Genomic DNA, 15,481 nt, shown 5'->3' with positions numbered 1-15,481 from the left:
TGGACATCCTCTACTGAGCAGGGAGGGCCCCATGACGACCGATCCCGAAGCGGACGCCCCCGATCTCGCCGAGCTCGTCCGCGCCGACGGCATCGAGTTCGTGCTCGCCGTCTTCGTCGACCTGACCGGCAAACCGTGCGCCAAGCTCGTCCCGGCCCAGGCCGTCGAGGAACTCCGCGACGAGGGCGTCGGGTTCGCCGGATACGCGGCCGGCGCGCTCGGCCAGCAGCCCAGCGACCCGGACGTCATCGCCCGGCCGGACGCCCGCTCGTACACACCTGTCCCGTTCGTCAAGCCCGGCCTCGCCCTCGTCCACTGCGACCCGTACGTGGAGGGCGAACCCTGGCCCTACGCCCCGCGCGTCATCCTCCGCAGCCTGCTGGAGCGGGCCGCGGCCCAGGGGTTGTCGATGTCCGTCGGTGCAGAGGTCGAGTACTTCCTCGTCAACCGGGACGAGCACGGCGTACTCAGCGTCGCCGACAGCAGGGACACCGCGGCCCAACCCTGTTACGACGCCCGCGGGTTGACCCGCATGTACGACCACCTCACGGCGGTCTCCAGCGCCATGAACTCCCTCGGCTGGGGCAACTACGCGAACGACCACGAGGACGGCAACGGCCAGTTCGAGCAGAACTTCAAGCACGCCGACGCCCTCACCACCGCCGACCGGGTCATCACCATGCGGTACCTGGTCTCGGTGCTGGCCGAACAGCGGGGCATGACGGCCACGTTCATGCCGAAGCCGTTCACCGACCGCACCGGCACCGGCATGCACCTGCACATGTCGCTGTGGCGGGGCGAGGAGCCCACGTTCCCGGACGCCGCGGACGAGCGCGGCCTCGGCCTCTCCCCGCTCGCCTACTCCTTCGTCGCCGGGATCGTCGAACACGCACGGGCGCTGCAGGCGGTCATCGCGCCGACGGTCAACTCCTACAAGCGCACCGGCGCCATCTCCACCCGCTCGGGCGCCACCTGGTCGCCGCGTGTTGCGAGTTACGGCGGCAACGACCGCACCCACTTCATCCGCGTCCCCGACGGCAACCGCATCGAACTGCGCGGCGGAGACGGTGCCGCGAACCCGTATCTCGCCGCTGCCGCCGCTCTCGCCGCCGGGCTGGACGGCATCGAGCGCGGCCTCGACCCGGGCGAGCCCGGCGCGGCCGGCAAGGGTCCGGAACTCCCGCCCACGCTGCTGCACGCCGTCGAGGCGCTCCAGGCGGACGACGTGATCAGCGGCGCCCTGGACGCGGTCGGCAGCGGGGTCGGCCGGTACTTCGCCGACCTCAAGCGCGAAGAGTTCTTCGACTGGCACGCCACGGTCGGCCCCTGGGAGCTGGACCGCTATCTGACAGCGTTCTGATGTTCCGACCGTCTTCCGCCTTTTGGCCGCCTTCTGAAGGGACTTGAGATGTGCGGAATCGTGGGGCTCCATCTGCGTGAGCCCTCACTCGAACCACGGCTCGGCGAGCTGCTGAGCGCGATGCTCGGCCAGGTCGTCGAGCGCGGCCCGGACTCGGCCGGTGTCGCGGTCTACGGCGACCCGCGGCTGTCCCCGCCGGGACGGGCCGTCGTCTCGCTGCTCGGAGTCATGCCGACCGAGGCGGAGGCGGCTGTGCCAGGCGCCGTGGCCGTCGCCGCCGACGCGACCACGGTGGTGCACGCGTCCGGCTCGGTCACGGACCTGCTCGCAGCCGTCGCGGAAGCACTGCCGCACGCCACCGTCATCGGCTCCGGCACCGACATGGCCGTACTCAAAGGCACCGGAAACCCAGTGCAGTTGGCGGAGTCCTTCGGGCTGGCGTCCGTCACCGGCTGGCAGGGCGTCGGCCACACCCGCATGGCCACCGAGTCCGCGGTGACCCCCGAGGGCGCCCACCCCTTCTCCGTCGGCCCCGGCCAGTGCCTGGTGCACAACGGCTCCTTCGCCAACCACGCCACCATCCGCCGTGAACTGCGCTCCCAGGGCGTCGAGTTCGACAGCGAGAACGACTCCGAGGTCGGTGCGCGCTTCGTCGCCCACCAGCTGGAGCAGGGCGCCGACCTGGAGAAGGCGCTGCGGCTGCTGTGCCAGCGGTTCGACGGCTTCTACACGTTGCTGGTGTCGACCGGCGACTCCTTCGCCGTCGTCCGCGATGCCATCGCCTGCAAGCCGGCCCTCGTCGCCGAGACCGACGCGTGGGTGGCGATGGCCTCCGAGTACCGGGCGCTGGACGCCCTGCCGGGCATCGAGAACGCCCGCATCTTCGAACCCGAGCCGGAAGAGGTGTACGTATGGCGACGCTGATCGACCTGGCCCGGACGCCGGTACGGGAGCTCAACCAGGCCCTGCACGCGCCCGAGGCCACGTCCTGGCGGATTCTCAACCCGCGCGGCGCGCACGCCGTGGCCTGCGGCATCCGGGAGGATCTCGCCGTCGACATCGAAGGCCACGTCGGCTACTACTGCGCCGGCATGAACCAGCGCGCCACGGTCACCGTCCACGGCAACGCGGGCACCGGAGTCGCCGAGAACATGATGTCCGGGACCGTCCGGGTGCGCGGCAACGCCTCCCAGTCCGCCGGCGCCACCGCCCACGGCGGCCTCCTCGTCATCGACGGGGACGCCTCCGCCCGCTGCGGCATCTCCATGAAGGGCGTGGACATCGTCGTCGGCAAAGACGTCGGCCACATGAGCGCGTTCATGGGCCAGGCCGGACGGCTGGTCGTCTGCGGCGACGCGGGCGAGGCCCTCGGCGACTCCCTCTACGAGGCCCGCATCTACGTCCGCGGCACGGTGAAGTCCCTCGGCGCCGACTGCGTGGAGAAGGAAATGCGCCCCGAACACCTCGTCGAGCTCGCCGAGTTGCTCAAGGCGGCCGAGCGGGACGAGGACCCGGCCGACTTCCGCCGGTACGGCTCGGCCCGGGAGCTGTACCACTTCAAGGTCGACAACACGGCGTCGTACTAGTCGTTCCAGTCGTACTAGTCGTTCCAAGGGAGTTCGAAGATCATGGAACCCGCATCCCACGGCCTGCGCGAGTCGGCCACCTTCGACCGTGCCACCATCCACGCCATCCAGCGTGCCGCAGAGACCGGCATTTACGACATCCGCGGCTGGGGCGCCAAGCGCCAACTCCCGCACTTCGACGACCTGTTGCTGCTCGGCGCCTCCATGTCCCGTTACCCGCTGGAGGGTTACCGCGAGCGCTGCGACACGGACGTGGTTCTCGGCACCCGGCACGCCAAGCACCCCCTGCGCCTCGCCACCCCCGTCACCATTGCCGGCATGAGCTTCGGGGCGTTGTCCGCCCAGGCCAAGGAGGCTCTCGGCCGGGGCGCCAGCGAGGTCGGCACCTCCACCACCACCGGGGACGGCGGCATGACCCCCGAGGAGCGCGGCCATTCCAAGCACCTCGTCTACCAGTACCTGCCGTCCCGCTACGGCATGAACCCCGACGACCTGCGCGCCGCCGACGCCATCGAGGTGGTCCTCGGCCAGGGCGCCAAGCCCGGCGGCGGAGGCATGCTGCTCGGGCAGAAGATCACCGAACGGGTCGCCGGGATGCGGACGTTGCCGGTGGGCATCGACCAGCGCAGCGCCTGCCGCCACCCGGACTGGACCGGACCGGACGACCTCGCCATCAAGATCCTCGAACTGCGCGAGATCACCGACTGGGAGAAGCCGATCTATGTGAAGGTCGGCGCGACCCGGACGTACTACGACGTGAAGCTCGCCGTCCACGCGGGCGCCGACGTCGTGGTCGTCGACGGCATGCAGGGCGGCACGGCCGCCACCCAGGACGTCTTCATCGAGCACGTCGGTATCCCCACGCTGGCCGCCCTGCCCCAAGCGGTGCGGGCACTGCAGGAGTTGGGCGTCCACCGGGAGGTCCAGTTGATCGTCTCCGGCGGCATCCGGGGCGGCGCCGACATGGCCAAGGCCCTCGCGCTCGGCGCGGACGCGGTCGCCATCGGCACCGCCGCGCTCATCGCGCTCGGCGACAACCATCCGAAGCACGACGCCGAGTACCGCCGACTCGGCTCCGCGGCAGGCTACTTCGACGACTACCAGGACGGCCGCGACCCGGCCGGCATCTCCACCCAGGACGAAGAACTGTCCGCCCGTCTCGACCCGGTGGAGGCCGGCCGCCGGCTCGCGAACTACCTGCGGGTGATGACCATGGAGGCGCAGACCCTCGCCCGCGCCTGCGGCAAGGCCCACCTCCTGCACCTGGAGCCCGAGGACCTGGTGGCCCTTACCATCGAGTCCGCCGCCATGGCCCGCGTCCCGCTCGCGGGTACGCACTGGATCCCCGGGGAGGGCCTGTGATCGCCGTCGTGGGTGCCGGGCTGATGGGCGCCGCCACCGCCTGGCAACTGGCCCGGCGAGGCCATGAGGTCACGCTGATCGAGGCGTACGACATCGGCCACAGGCACGGCAGTTCGCACGGCAGCTCACGGATCTTCCGACGGGCGTACGCCGACCCCTTCTACGTACGGCTGACCGGGCAGGCCGACGAGCAGTGGCGGGAACTGGAGGACGACAGTTCGACCCCCTTGCTGCGCAGGACCGGTGGCCTCGACTGTGGGGCGGGGCGCGACCCGAAGGGGCTGGCCGGAGTGCTCGGCAGGGCCGGAGTGCCGTACGAGCTCCTGGGTGTTCGGGCCGCGTCGGAGCGCTGGCCGTACATCCGCTTCGACGGGCCGGTCCTGTACCACCCGGACGCCGGTGTGATCGATGCCGACGAGACGGTCGGGGCGTGTGTGCGCAGGGCCGTCGAGCACGGGGCGGACGCGTGGACCGGCGTTCGGGTCACAGGCTTCGACGTGGGGGAGAAGGTACTGCTGCGCACCGACGACGGCCGTGAACTCACCGCCGACACGGTGGTGGTCGCCGCCGGAGCCTGGCTGCCCGAACTCGAACTGCCCGTCCGCCTGCCGGAGTTGAAGGTGACCCAGCAGCAGGTCTTCCACTTCCGGCAGCGGGAGCCGTCCCTCCGGTGGCCGACGCTGGTCTTCAAGGACGAGACGATGCAGACCTACGGTCTGCCGTCCGGCAGCGACGGCGGCCCGCTGCCCGCGGTCAAGGTCGCCGAGCACGACCGCGGCACCCCCACCACCGCCGGTACGCGCACCGGCGTCGTCGACCCGTCGTCGCGCACCCGCGTGAGCGGCTTCGTCCGCGACCGGCTCCCGGGCCTCGACCCCGACCCGGTCGCGGAGGCGACCTGCCTCTACACCACCACCGATGACGACGACTTCGTCCTCGACCGGCACGGCCCCCTCGTCATCGTCTCCCCCTGCTCCGGCCACGGCGCCAAGTTCACCCCGCTCATCGGCGCGATGGCCGCCGACCTCGCCACCGGCCGCGCCGAGCCCCACCCACGGTTCCGCCTGAACCGCGCGGGCTAGGATTCGCCGGTGACCGAGCACCCCAGCCCATCAGAGGACCTGGACGACAAGGCCCTGGAGCGCATCATCGCGGTCCGGGCCCGCGAGTACCGGCAGGCCGCCGGGCTCTCGGTCTCCGACATGGCGCAGCGGGTCGGCATCTCCAAGGCCATGCTGTCGAAGATCGAGAACGCCCAGACCGCGTGCAGCCTCACCACGCTCTCCCGGCTCGCGCGCGGCCTGGACGTCCCGGTCACCGCCCTGTTCCGCGGCATGGACGACGAACGCGAGGCGGTCTTCGTCCCCGCGGGCCACGGCGCCCGGATCGTCCGGCGGGGCACCAAGGTCGGCCACGAGTACGCCCAGCTCGGCTCGCTCAGGGGCGCGCACAAGCGGATGGACGCCCTGCTGGTCACCCTGACCGAGCAGAGCGAGGTCTTCCCGCTCTTCCAGCACGCCGGCACCGAGCTCCTCTACATGCTCGAAGGCGTCATGGTCTACGGCCACGGCAAGTCCAGCTACACCCTGCGCCCCGGCGACGCTCTCCAGTTCGACGGCGAGGCCCCGCACGGTCCCGAGCGGCTGGTCGAGCTGCCGATCCGCTTCCTGACGGTGACCGCCTTCGGGGACAGCCCGCACCACTGAAACGCCGGGGAACTACCCCCTCCGCCGCCCAGCCATTGCGGGCCCGTCCGGGACGTCCCAGTCTGGGAACAATGCCGGGTCAGCGGAGGAGCGGACGATGGTGGCGGACAGCGGCACGACGGGCGCCGAAAAGCAGCGGCTCCAGGAAGCCGACGCGTCCCGGGCGGCCTGGCGCCGCTGGGGTCCCTATCTGAGCGAGCGTCAGTGGGGGACCGTCCGGGAGGACTACAGCCCGGACGGCGACGCCTGGTCGTACTTCACCCACGACCAGGCGCGCTCCCGCGCCTACCGGTGGGGCGAGGACGGCATCGCCGGCATCAGCGACGACAAGCAGCGGCTGTGCTTCGCGCTCGCCCTGTGGAACGGCCGCGACCCGATCCTCAAGGAACGGATGTTCGGCCTGACCAACGCCGAGGGCAACCACGGCGAGGACGTCAAGGAGTACTACTTCTACCTCGACAGCACGCCCACCCACTCGTACATGAAGTACCTGTACAAGTACCCGCAGGGGGAGTTCCCGTACGCCGACCTCGTCGACACCAACAAGGCCCGCGGCCGCCGCGACTTCGAGTACGAGCTGCTCGACACCGGCATCTTCGACGAGGACCGCTATTTCGACGTCTTCGTCGAGTACGCCAAGACCGGCCCCGAGGACCTGCTGATCGAGATCACCGCGCACAACCGCGGTCCCGACGAGGCCACCCTCCACCTGCTGCCGACCCTCTGGTTCCGGCACACCTGGTCCTGGGCCGGCGGCACCGCCGTGCCGAGCCTGCGCCAGACCGGGAACGCCATCCGCGCCGACCACGAGGAACTCGGCCCGCGCTGGCTGTACAGCGACACCGACGCCCCCGCCCTGTTCACCGAGAACGAGACCGACAACGAGCGCATCTTCGGCAGCGCGAACAGCACGCCGTACGTCAAGGACGGCATCCACCGCCACGTCGTCCACGGTGACACCACGGCCGTCAACCCCGCGCAGACCGGCACCAAGGCCGCCGTCCACCACACGCTGACCGTCCCCGCCGGCGACAGCGCGACCCTGCGGCTGCGCCTGTCCGACACCGAACTCACCGACCCCTGGGCCGAGTTCGGGGCAACCATGGACATGCGACGGACCGAGGCCGACGCCTTCTACGAGGACGTCGTCCCGGACGGCATGGGCGAGGACGAACGCAGGCTGGTGCGCCAGGCACTCGCCGGGATGCTGTGGAGCAAGCAGTACTACTACCTCGACGTCGAACGCTGGCTGGCGGAGCACGGCGTCGACCCGCTCTCCGCCGACCCCGGCATCCGCAACAGCGCCTGGTACCACATGGTCAACGACGAGGTCATGTCGATGCCGGACGCCTGGGAGTACCCGTGGTTCGCGGCCTGGGACCTCGCCTTCCACACCCTCGCCCTGTCCATGGTCGACATCGGCTTCGCCAAGGGCCAGCTGGAACTGCTCCTGCGCCGCCTCTACCTCCACCCCAACGGCCAGATCCCCGCGTACGAATGGAACTTCGGCGACGTCAACCCGCCCGTGCACGCCTGGGCGGTCCTCTTCGTCTACGAACTCGAGAAGCACCGCACCGGCCACGGCGACCGCGCCTTCCTGGAGAACGCCTTCCAGAAGCTGACGAAGAACTTCACCTGGTGGCTCAACCGCAAGGACGTCGACGGCAACAACGTCTTCCAGGGCGGCTTCCTCGGCCTCGACAACATCGGCGTCTTCGACCGCAGCGCGCCCCTGCCCACCGGCGGCCACCTCGACCAGGCGGACGGCACCGCCTGGATGGCGCTGTACTGCCAGAACCTCCTGGACATCGCCATCGAACTCGCCGTCGAGAACCCGGTCTACGTCGAGCAGGCGCAGATGCTGTTCGAGCACTTCGCCTGGATCGCGGTCGCCATGAACCGCATCGGCAAGGACAACGCCAGCCTCTGGGACGAGGAGGACGGCTTCTTCTACGACGTGCTGCGGCTGCCCGACGGCAGCGCCACCCGGTTGAAGGTGCGGTCCCTGGTCGGCTTGATACCGCTGGCGGCGACCAGCGTGATCGGCGGGCGCACGGACCGCAGTTTCCCCGAACTGGTGGAGGGAGCAAGGGAGTTCATCAAGAGGCACCCGGCCGTCGAGGCCTTCGTGTCACAGCACGCCACCGCGGATCCGAGCACCGACGGACGCTATCTGTTCGCGCTGTTCGGCGAGGACCGGCTGCGCCGCATCCTGGCCCGCATGCTCGACGAGGAGGAGTTCCTCGGCCCGCACGGCATCCGTTCCCTGTCCCGCCACCACGCCGACCACCCATACCACTTCGACGTGAACGGCCAGACGTACGGCGTCGGTTATCTGCCCGCGGAGTCCGACTCCGGCATGTTCGGCGGCAACTCCAACTGGCGCGGCCCGGTGTGGTTCCCGATAAACCTCCTCCTGATCCGCGCCCTGCTGAACCTGCACGGCTACCACGGCCCGGACTTCACCGTGGAGTGCCCGACCGGCTCCGGGCGGCAGATGAACCTGTACGAGGTCGCCCGCGAGATCTCCGACCGGCTCACCTCGACCTTCCTGGTCGGGGAGGACGGCCACCGCCCGGTGCACGGCGCCCAGCCCAAGTTCGCCAAGGACCCGCACTGGAAGGACCTGATCCTCTTCTACGAGTACTTCCACGGCGACAACGGCGCGGGCCTCGGCGCCTCCCACCAGACCGGCTGGACCGGGCTGGTGGCCGCCACCGCGACGCTCTTCCACGCCATCAGCGCCGACGAATGGCACCGCGGCGGCCGGGAGTCCCTGCGGCCCGTGGACTCCACGGGCTCCACGGACTCGACGAACTCCGCGAACTCCGCGGACGACGAACGGTTCACGGGCTCGGGCGAGGAGGAGCCCTTGTCATGACTGTCATCCACGAGATCAACACCCTTGTCTGGCTCGGTGAGTTGAGCGGACGGTACGGACGCCGCGTCACCCTGGGCGAGGTACCCGCCGAGGTCTGGGACGAGGTCGCCCGGCCCGGCGTCGACACCGTCTGGCTGATGGGCGTGTGGGAACGCAGCCCGGCCGGTCTGGCGATCGCCCTGCGCGACGAGTCCCTGCGCGCCTCGTTCCGCGACGCCCTGCCCGACCTCACGGAGGCGGACATCGCCGGATCCCCGTACTGCGTACGGAACTACGTGGTCGACGCCGGCCTCGGCGGACCGGACGGCCTGGCCGAGGCCCGCGCCCAACTGGCCGCCAGAGGCGTCCGGTTGATCCTCGACTACGTCCCCAACCACGTGGCCCCCGACCACCCCTGGCTCACCGAACACCCCGAGCGCCTGATCCGCGGCGGCGAACAGGACCTGGCCCGCTCACCCGAGGCCTTCATCGAGACGGGAGGACAGATCTACGCCCGAGGCCGCGACCCGTACTTCGCGCCCTGGCCGGATGTCGTCCAACTCAACGCCTTCGACGACGACTTGCGCACCGCGACCGTGGACACCCTCGTCTCCATCGGCGACCAGGCGGACGGCGTGCGCTGCGACATGGCGATGCTCATGATGAACGACGTCTTCGCCAAGACCTGGGGAGACCGGGCCGGACCGCTCCCCGCCGAGGACTTCTGGCCGTACGTCGTCCCACGGGTACGGGCGCACCACCCCGGCCTCCTCTTCGTCGCGGAGGCGTACTGGGACCTCGAATGGGCCCTGCAGCAACAGGGCTTCGACCACTGTTACGACAAGCGGCTCTACGACCGCCTGGTCCACGAGAACGCCGAGTCGACCCGCACCCACCTCCAGGCCGACCCCGCCTACCAGCGCGGCCTGGTCCGCTTCCTGGAGAACCACGACGAACCCCGCGCGGCCGCCACCCTCCCCGAGGCCCGCCACCGGGCGGCAGCCGTGACCGTCGCCACCCTGCCGGGCGCGACCCTCTGGCACGAGGGCCAGTTCGAGGGCCGCAGGGTCCGCCCACCGGTGTTCCTCTCCCGTCGCCCGCAGGAACCCGTGGACGACCAACTCCAGTCGTTCTACGGTGAGTTGCTCCCCGCGGCAGCCGCCGTACGCGACGGCGGCTGGAGCCTGCTCGCCCCCACCGGCTGGCCCGACAACGACACCCACCGCAACCTGCTCGCCTGGAGCTGGACCGGTACCGACAGCCGCCATCTCGTGATCGTCAACCAGTCCGACACCCCGGCCCAGGGACAGGTGCCCCTGCCCTGGCCCGACCTGGCCGGCCGCCCCTGCCGACTGACCGACCTGCTCTCGGCACAGACGTACGACCGCGACGGCGAGGCACTGCTCACCCCGGGCCTGTTCGTCGACCTGCCGCCCTGGCACTCCCACGTGCTGAGCGTGGGCCCGACCTGAACGACGTCGTGGTAGAAGCGATCATGACCAACTCCTGTACAGCCCTGCGCCGGACCGGTGGTGTCCGATGACCGCCGGCATCGACACCCCGGACCACCGCGGCCGCACCGGCCTGGACCGCACCGGCCGGGACCTGACCGGCAACCCCCGCGTGAAGGTGCGGGACGTGACACTGCTGTCCAGCCACTGGTACGTGGAACGCGCCACCACCTTCGACTTCCGGCACGCCGACGGCAGTTGGAGCACCCAGCAGCGCGAGACGCACGACCGAGGCAACGGCGCCACCATGCTGCTGTACGACGCGGAACGCGAAACCGTCCTGCTCACACGGCAGTTCCGCTTCCCGGTGTACGTCAACGGACACCCCGACGGAATGCTGGTCGAGACACCGGGCGGACTCCTCGACGACGATGACGAGCACCCCGAACTCGCCGTGCGGCGCGAGGTGGTGGAGGAGACCGGGCACACCATCGGCGACGTCCAGCACGTCTTCGACGTCTACATGAGCCCGGGCTCGGTCACCGAACGCGTCAGCTTCTACGCCGCCGCCTACGGCCCCTCGACCCACACCCACGAAGGCGGCGGCCTCGACGAGGAGGGCGAGGACATCGAGATCGTCGAACTGCCCTTCCGCCGGGCCCTGGAGATGATCCGCACCGGGGTGATCGCCGACGCCAAGACCATCATGCTGCTCCAGTGGGCGGCCCTGGAGGGACCGTTCAGGGCCTGATCCTGCGCGGTCCCTTGACTTCGCGTGCGCTTCAAGCTGAAGACTCCCGTTCGTGCCCGCATCGGCGGGTGCGTACGGGAGGGACACCCATGAAGTACCGCACGATCGGAACTGCCCCGGACAACCGCCGCGAGGTCAGCGTGCTCGCGCTCGGCGCGATGCTGTTCGGCTCCCGGACGGACGAGGACACGTCCTTCGCCGTGCTCGACCGGTACGTCGAGGCCGGCGGCAACTTCATCGACACCTCGGACAACTACGCCTTCTGGGAGGACGGAAGCCAGGGTGGCCAGAGCGAGGAACTCCTCGGGCGGTGGCGGCGCAGCCGCGGCATCGGCGACGAGATCTTCATCGCGACCAAGCTCGGCGCCCGCCCGCTCGCCCCCGGCACCAGCTTCGTCGACAACCCGGAGGGCCTGTCCGCGAAGGTGATCCGCGAGTCCGCCGAACGCAGCCGGGAACGGCTCGGCGTGGACAAGCTGGACCTGCTCTACGCCCACATCGACGACCCCACCGTCCCGCAGCGCGAGACCGTCGAGGGCTTCGCCGAACTGGTCGCCGAGGGCACGGTGGGGCTGCTCGGCGTGAGCAACCAGGCCATGTGGCGGGTGGAGCGCGCCCGCGGCATCGCCGCCGCGACCGGACTGCCGGGCTACGAGGTGCTCCAGTACGCGCACAGCTACCTGCGGCCCCGCACCGACGTGCCCAGCGACATGTTCCCGGACGGCAGCCTCGGGCACGCCGGCCCCGACCTGCTCACCTACCTGCGGACCGAGCCCGGCCTGACCCTGGTCGCGTACTCGCCCCTCCTGAAGGGCGCCTACGTCCGCCCGGACAGGCTGCCGTCCGACTACGACCACCCGGGCACCCCGCCCCGCCTCGCGGCGCTGCACGAGGTGGCCCGCGAGACCGGAGCCACCGCCAACCAGGTCGTACTGGCCTGGCAGTCGGGCGGAGACCTCCCGATCGTCTCTCTGGCAGGCGCCTCGTCCGTGGCCCAGCTGGACGAGAACCTGGCCGCCGTCGACCTGGAACTGACGGCGGACCAACGGTCCCGCCTGGACGCGGCACACTGACCGCGGCACGGACGGCATCCGCCCAGGGCCGGACGGAGGACCCGGCCCGAGACTCATGACCAGGGGTGTCAGGCCTCGTCCACGGTGAAGACCATGCTGCGCACCGCCGTGAGCTCCTGCAGGCGTGCCGAGTCGGCCGCGCAGGCGCGGCCCTCGGGGGAGGCGAAGGCGGCGTCCAGCTCCTCCCTCGTGTCCCACTCCAACTCGGCGACCAGATGGCACGGTTCGCCCCCGCGCACGTCGTCGGCCCGACGGCCGAGCGTGTACCGGCGCAGGCCCGGCAGACGGCGCGCGAGCGGGAGATGGACCTCGCGGTAATGGCGGTCGAAGGCCGCGGGGTCGGCCGGGGTGCCGTACAGGACGAGGAAGCGGGCCGTCATCGTCCGGCCCTCCGGTAGCAGGCGAGGACGGCCGGACCGGTCTGCTCCGCCGACGCGCACTCCAGGTGCACGGGCGGGCCGCCCGCGGGGAAGAGCCGGTGGCCGGTGCCGAGGGCGGTGGGGAAGGTCAGGAGCCGGTACTCGTCGACCAGGTCCTCGGCCATCAGCGCGTGGACGACGCTCAGGCTGCCAAGGACGATCACGTCGCGCCGCTCGTGCTTGACCGCGTCCACCAGGTCGCTTTCGAGGAGCCGCGAGTTCGCCCACGCCGAGACGTCGGTGAGCGTGCGGGAGGCGACCAGTTTCGGTACGGCGTTCATGCGCGCCGAGAACGCGTCGTCGCGTGTCGGCCACAGCCGGGAGAACAGCTCCCACGTGGCGCGCCCCAGCAGCAGTACCCCCTCGTCCAGGGTGGCCCCGAGGCGGAACTTGTCCCCGGCGACCGACTCGGGGCCGTGCCGGAACGCCCAGCCGCCGCCCGGTGTGCCCGCGCGGCCGTCCGGGTCGGACACGATCCCGTCCAGGGTGACGAACTGGATGACGATGACGCTCATGGCGAGGTCCTCTCGGAGGTCTCGATCGGTGGTCACCGGTATGTACCGGCGCCACCGCCCGGACTCATCGCCCGCGACCGAACCCGTCCGAAGAAATCTCCCCGGGCAGGCCGAACGCCTCGAACACTCGTGGATCGGCGAACACCACGTTGTGCGCGACGCGCCCACCCCTCACCGTGAACACCTGGAGCGTGTGCAGCCGGTGCCCGCTGCCCTCCGGGTCGGGCGCGTAGGCGGCGAGCGCGGGCTGTCCGCCCGCGGTGAGCTCTCGTGTGACCCAGCTCGTCCCGCGCATCGCGAACACGCGGTCCAGGAACAGGCCGTAGTCGCGGCGGCCGCGGTACCACAGCGGCACCGGCGGCATCTCCAGGACGGCCGCGTCGGTCAGCAGCCGCACCAGTGCGGGCACGTCGGCCGCCTCGAAGGCGCGCGCGTACCGCTGGACGACCTCCCGCGCCTCGGCGTCGTCCGGCTCGGGGACCTCGCCCGGGTCGCCCACGTCGGCGATCGCGGCCCGCGCGCGCTGCAACGAGCTGTTGACGGCGGCGACCGTCGTCCCGAGCTGCTCGGCGACCTCGGCGGCACTGAACTCCAGCACCTCCCGCAACACCAGCACCGCCCGCTGCCGGGCCGGCAGCACCTGCATCGCCGCCACCAGCGCCAGCCGCAGATCGGCCCGCGCCTCGACGTTGTACCGGGCATCGGGGAACGGCTGGAGCCAGGGGATGTCGAAGGCCGGCGTGAGCGGCGCCTGCGGGTCGTCGCTCGGCGCGCCGAGCCCGGACGGCAGCGGCCGCCGCGCCCGCCCCTCCAGCGCGGTCAGGCACACGTTCGTCGCGATCCGGTACAGCCAGGTCCGCACCGACGCGCGCGAGGCGTCGTACCGGTCGCGGGCCTTCCAGGCCCGCAGCATCGTCTCCTGCACCAGGTCCTCGGCCTCGTGGAACGAGCCCAGCATCCGATAGCAGTACGCCACCAGCTCGCCCCGGTACGGCTCAAGGTCCATGCGCTCATCATGGCGCACCCCTGGCGGGCTCCCGCTCGCTGTGTCTGACTGGATGCATGAGCCCACTTCCCGCCGAGCGGCCCATCCGCACCACACCCGAAGGCCTCATGTGGGAGCCGAGCGAGCGCTGGGTGCGCGGCCGCAAGGGCGACGTCACCGTCGTCGACAGCCGGCACCCCCTCCTGGTCTGGGAGCCCTCACTGCCCGTACCGCAGTACGTCTTCCCGCGGGCCGACGTACGCGAGGACCTCCTGCGCCCCGCCAAGAATCCACGCTCGGGCGCCCACACCGGCTCGAAGATCTTCTACGACCTCGAGGTCGACGGCGAGCTGCTGGAGAACGCCGCCTGGACCTTCCCGGCCGCCGACCTGGCCGACCACATCGCCTTCGAGTGGTTCGGGCGCAGCGGCAAGGGCCTCGACCACTGGTACGAGGAGGAGGAAGAGATCTTCATCCACGCCCGCGACCCGCACAAACGCGTCGACGCCATCGCCAGCAGCCGGCACGTCCAGGTCGAGATCGACGGCATGCTCGTCGCGGACACCCACCACCCGGTGCTGCTGTTCGAGACCGGCCTGCCCACGCGGTACTACATCCCGAGCGAGGACGTCCGTCTCGACCTGCTCGAACCCACCGACCACCACACGGGCTGCCCCTACAAGGGCACCGCCCAGTACTGGTCGTGGCACGGCGAGGCCGACGTGCCGCCCAACCTGGTCTGGAGCTACCCGGAGCCGCTGGCCGCGGTGAGCCCGGTGCGGGGGTTGCTCGCCTTCTTCAACGAGGCCGTCGACATCACCGTGGACGGGGAGCGCCTGGAGCGCCCCGTCACACCGTTCAGTGCGATGCTCACACCGCGCAGCCCACGTGGGCCAGCGCCTGCTTGAGCAGCACCCCGTGCCCGCCCGGCATCTCGCTCTCCACCGCGGGTGACACGGCCTCCTGCGGGCTGAACCACACCAGGTCGAGGGCGTCCTGCCGGGGCCGGCAGTCGCCGGTGACCGGGACGACGTAGGCCAGGGACACCGCGTGCTGGCGCGGGTCGTGGTACGGCGTGATGCCCTGCGTCGGGAAGTACTCCGCGACGGTGAAGGGCTGCAGGGACGCCGGGACCCGGGGCAGGGCCACGGGTCCGAGGTCCTTCTCCAGGTTGCGCAGCAGGGCGTCACGGATCCGCTCGTGGTGCAGCACCCGACCGGAGACCAGGGTCCGGCTGACCGTCCCGTCCGGCCCGATGCGCAACAGCAGGCCGACGCTGGTGACTTCGCCGCTGTCGTCGACGCGCACGGGCACGGCCTCGACGTACAGGATCGGCATACGCGCTCGCGCTTGCTCGAGGTCGTCGGGGCTCAGCCAGCCCGTCGTGGTTTCGGTCATGTCAGACATTGCTTG

Annotated in this window: 15 protein-coding genes; 11 read left to right on the top strand and 4 right to left on the bottom strand. The window is 70.9% G+C overall.

Annotated elements, in window-relative coordinates; genetic code table 11:
* Positions 1 to 31 precede the first annotated feature (31 nt).
* From glnT to OG303_RS09655, 10 genes are all read left to right on the top strand, one after another.
* On the top strand, positions 32 to 1,360 hold the full coding sequence (gene glnT, locus OG303_RS09700; protein WP_405866852.1) for a type III glutamate--ammonia ligase: 1,329 nt from the start codon (positions 32 to 34) through the stop codon (positions 1,358 to 1,360).
* A gap of 48 nt (positions 1,361 to 1,408) precedes the next feature.
* Positions 1,409 to 2,284 carry a glutamine amidotransferase family protein gene (locus tag OG303_RS09695; RefSeq protein WP_405866850.1) on the top strand — a complete coding sequence of 292 codons (876 nt, stop codon included), beginning with the start codon at positions 1,409 to 1,411 and terminating at the stop codon, positions 2,282 to 2,284.
* On the top strand, positions 2,272 to 2,946 hold the full coding sequence (locus OG303_RS09690; RefSeq protein WP_405866848.1) for a glutamate synthase: 675 nt from the start codon (positions 2,272 to 2,274) through the stop codon (positions 2,944 to 2,946). The genes OG303_RS09695 and OG303_RS09690 overlap by 13 nt, the downstream gene beginning before the upstream one ends.
* Positions 2,947 to 2,988: 42 nt before the next feature.
* Complete coding sequence (locus OG303_RS09685; RefSeq protein ID WP_405866846.1) at positions 2,989 to 4,308, top strand: FMN-binding glutamate synthase family protein; 1,320 nt, start codon at positions 2,989 to 2,991, stop codon at positions 4,306 to 4,308.
* A complete protein-coding gene (locus OG303_RS09680) occupies positions 4,305 to 5,390 on the top strand; it encodes an FAD-dependent oxidoreductase (protein WP_405866844.1) in 1,086 nt (361 codons plus the stop codon). Before OG303_RS09685 ends, OG303_RS09680 begins: the two co-directional genes overlap by 4 nt.
* Positions 5,391 to 5,399: 9 nt before the next feature.
* Positions 5,400 to 6,014 carry a helix-turn-helix domain-containing protein gene (locus tag OG303_RS09675; RefSeq protein ID WP_405866842.1) on the top strand — a complete coding sequence of 205 codons (615 nt, stop codon included), beginning with the start codon at positions 5,400 to 5,402 and terminating at the stop codon, positions 6,012 to 6,014.
* Positions 6,015 to 6,111: 97 nt separating this feature from the next.
* Positions 6,112 to 8,895 carry an MGH1-like glycoside hydrolase domain-containing protein gene (locus OG303_RS09670; RefSeq protein ID WP_405866840.1) on the top strand — a complete coding sequence of 928 codons (2,784 nt, stop codon included), beginning with the start codon at positions 6,112 to 6,114 and terminating at the stop codon, positions 8,893 to 8,895.
* Positions 8,892 to 10,346, top strand: a complete 1,455-nt coding sequence (locus OG303_RS09665) for an alpha-amylase (protein ID WP_405866838.1) — start codon at positions 8,892 to 8,894, stop codon at positions 10,344 to 10,346. The genes OG303_RS09670 and OG303_RS09665 overlap by 4 nt, the downstream gene beginning before the upstream one ends.
* A 67-nt stretch (positions 10,347 to 10,413) precedes the next feature.
* Positions 10,414 to 11,076: an NUDIX domain-containing protein gene (locus tag OG303_RS09660; RefSeq protein ID WP_405866836.1), complete on the top strand. Its 663-nt coding sequence runs from the start codon at positions 10,414 to 10,416 to the stop codon at positions 11,074 to 11,076.
* 89 nt (positions 11,077 to 11,165) lie between these two features.
* Positions 11,166 to 12,149, top strand: coding sequence for an aldo/keto reductase (locus tag OG303_RS09655; protein WP_405866834.1), 984 nt, complete (start codon positions 11,166 to 11,168; stop codon positions 12,147 to 12,149).
* Positions 12,150 to 12,217: 68 nt separating this feature from the next.
* Here the strand turns inward: OG303_RS09655 and OG303_RS09650 are convergent, their stop codons facing one another.
* From OG303_RS09650 to OG303_RS09640, 3 genes are all read right to left on the bottom strand, one after another.
* Positions 12,218 to 12,529, bottom strand: a complete 312-nt coding sequence (locus tag OG303_RS09650) for an EthD family reductase (RefSeq protein WP_405866832.1) — start codon at positions 12,527 to 12,529, stop codon at positions 12,218 to 12,220.
* Positions 12,526 to 13,083 (bottom strand): dihydrofolate reductase family protein, encoded by a 558-nt coding sequence (locus OG303_RS09645; protein WP_405866830.1) that lies wholly within the window; start codon positions 13,081 to 13,083, stop codon positions 12,526 to 12,528. Before OG303_RS09645 ends, OG303_RS09650 begins: the two co-directional genes overlap by 4 nt.
* A gap of 64 nt (positions 13,084 to 13,147) precedes the next feature.
* Positions 13,148 to 14,089 (bottom strand): sigma-70 family RNA polymerase sigma factor, encoded by a 942-nt coding sequence (locus OG303_RS09640; RefSeq protein ID WP_405866828.1) that lies wholly within the window; start codon positions 14,087 to 14,089, stop codon positions 13,148 to 13,150.
* Positions 14,090 to 14,145: 56 nt separating this feature from the next.
* Between OG303_RS09640 and OG303_RS09635 the strand changes: the two genes are divergently transcribed.
* On the top strand, positions 14,146 to 14,976 hold the full coding sequence (locus tag OG303_RS09635; RefSeq protein WP_405866826.1) for a DUF427 domain-containing protein: 831 nt from the start codon (positions 14,146 to 14,148) through the stop codon (positions 14,974 to 14,976).
* Here OG303_RS09635 and OG303_RS09630 read toward each other — a convergent pair.
* The gene (locus OG303_RS09630; RefSeq protein ID WP_405877155.1) at positions 14,939 to 15,466 is read right to left on the bottom strand and encodes an NUDIX hydrolase family protein; all 528 of its coding nucleotides are present in this window, start codon (positions 15,464 to 15,466) and stop codon (positions 14,939 to 14,941) included. The genes OG303_RS09635 and OG303_RS09630 overlap by 38 nt on opposite strands.
* Between the last annotated feature and the right edge of the window lie 15 nt (positions 15,467 to 15,481).

Origin of the sequence: Streptomyces sp. NBC_00005, from assembly GCF_045160215.1 — a bacterium.
Classification (GTDB): Bacteria; Actinomycetota; Actinomycetes; order Streptomycetales; family Streptomycetaceae; genus Streptomyces.
This window is presented reverse-complemented; position numbering and strand designations above follow the sequence as displayed.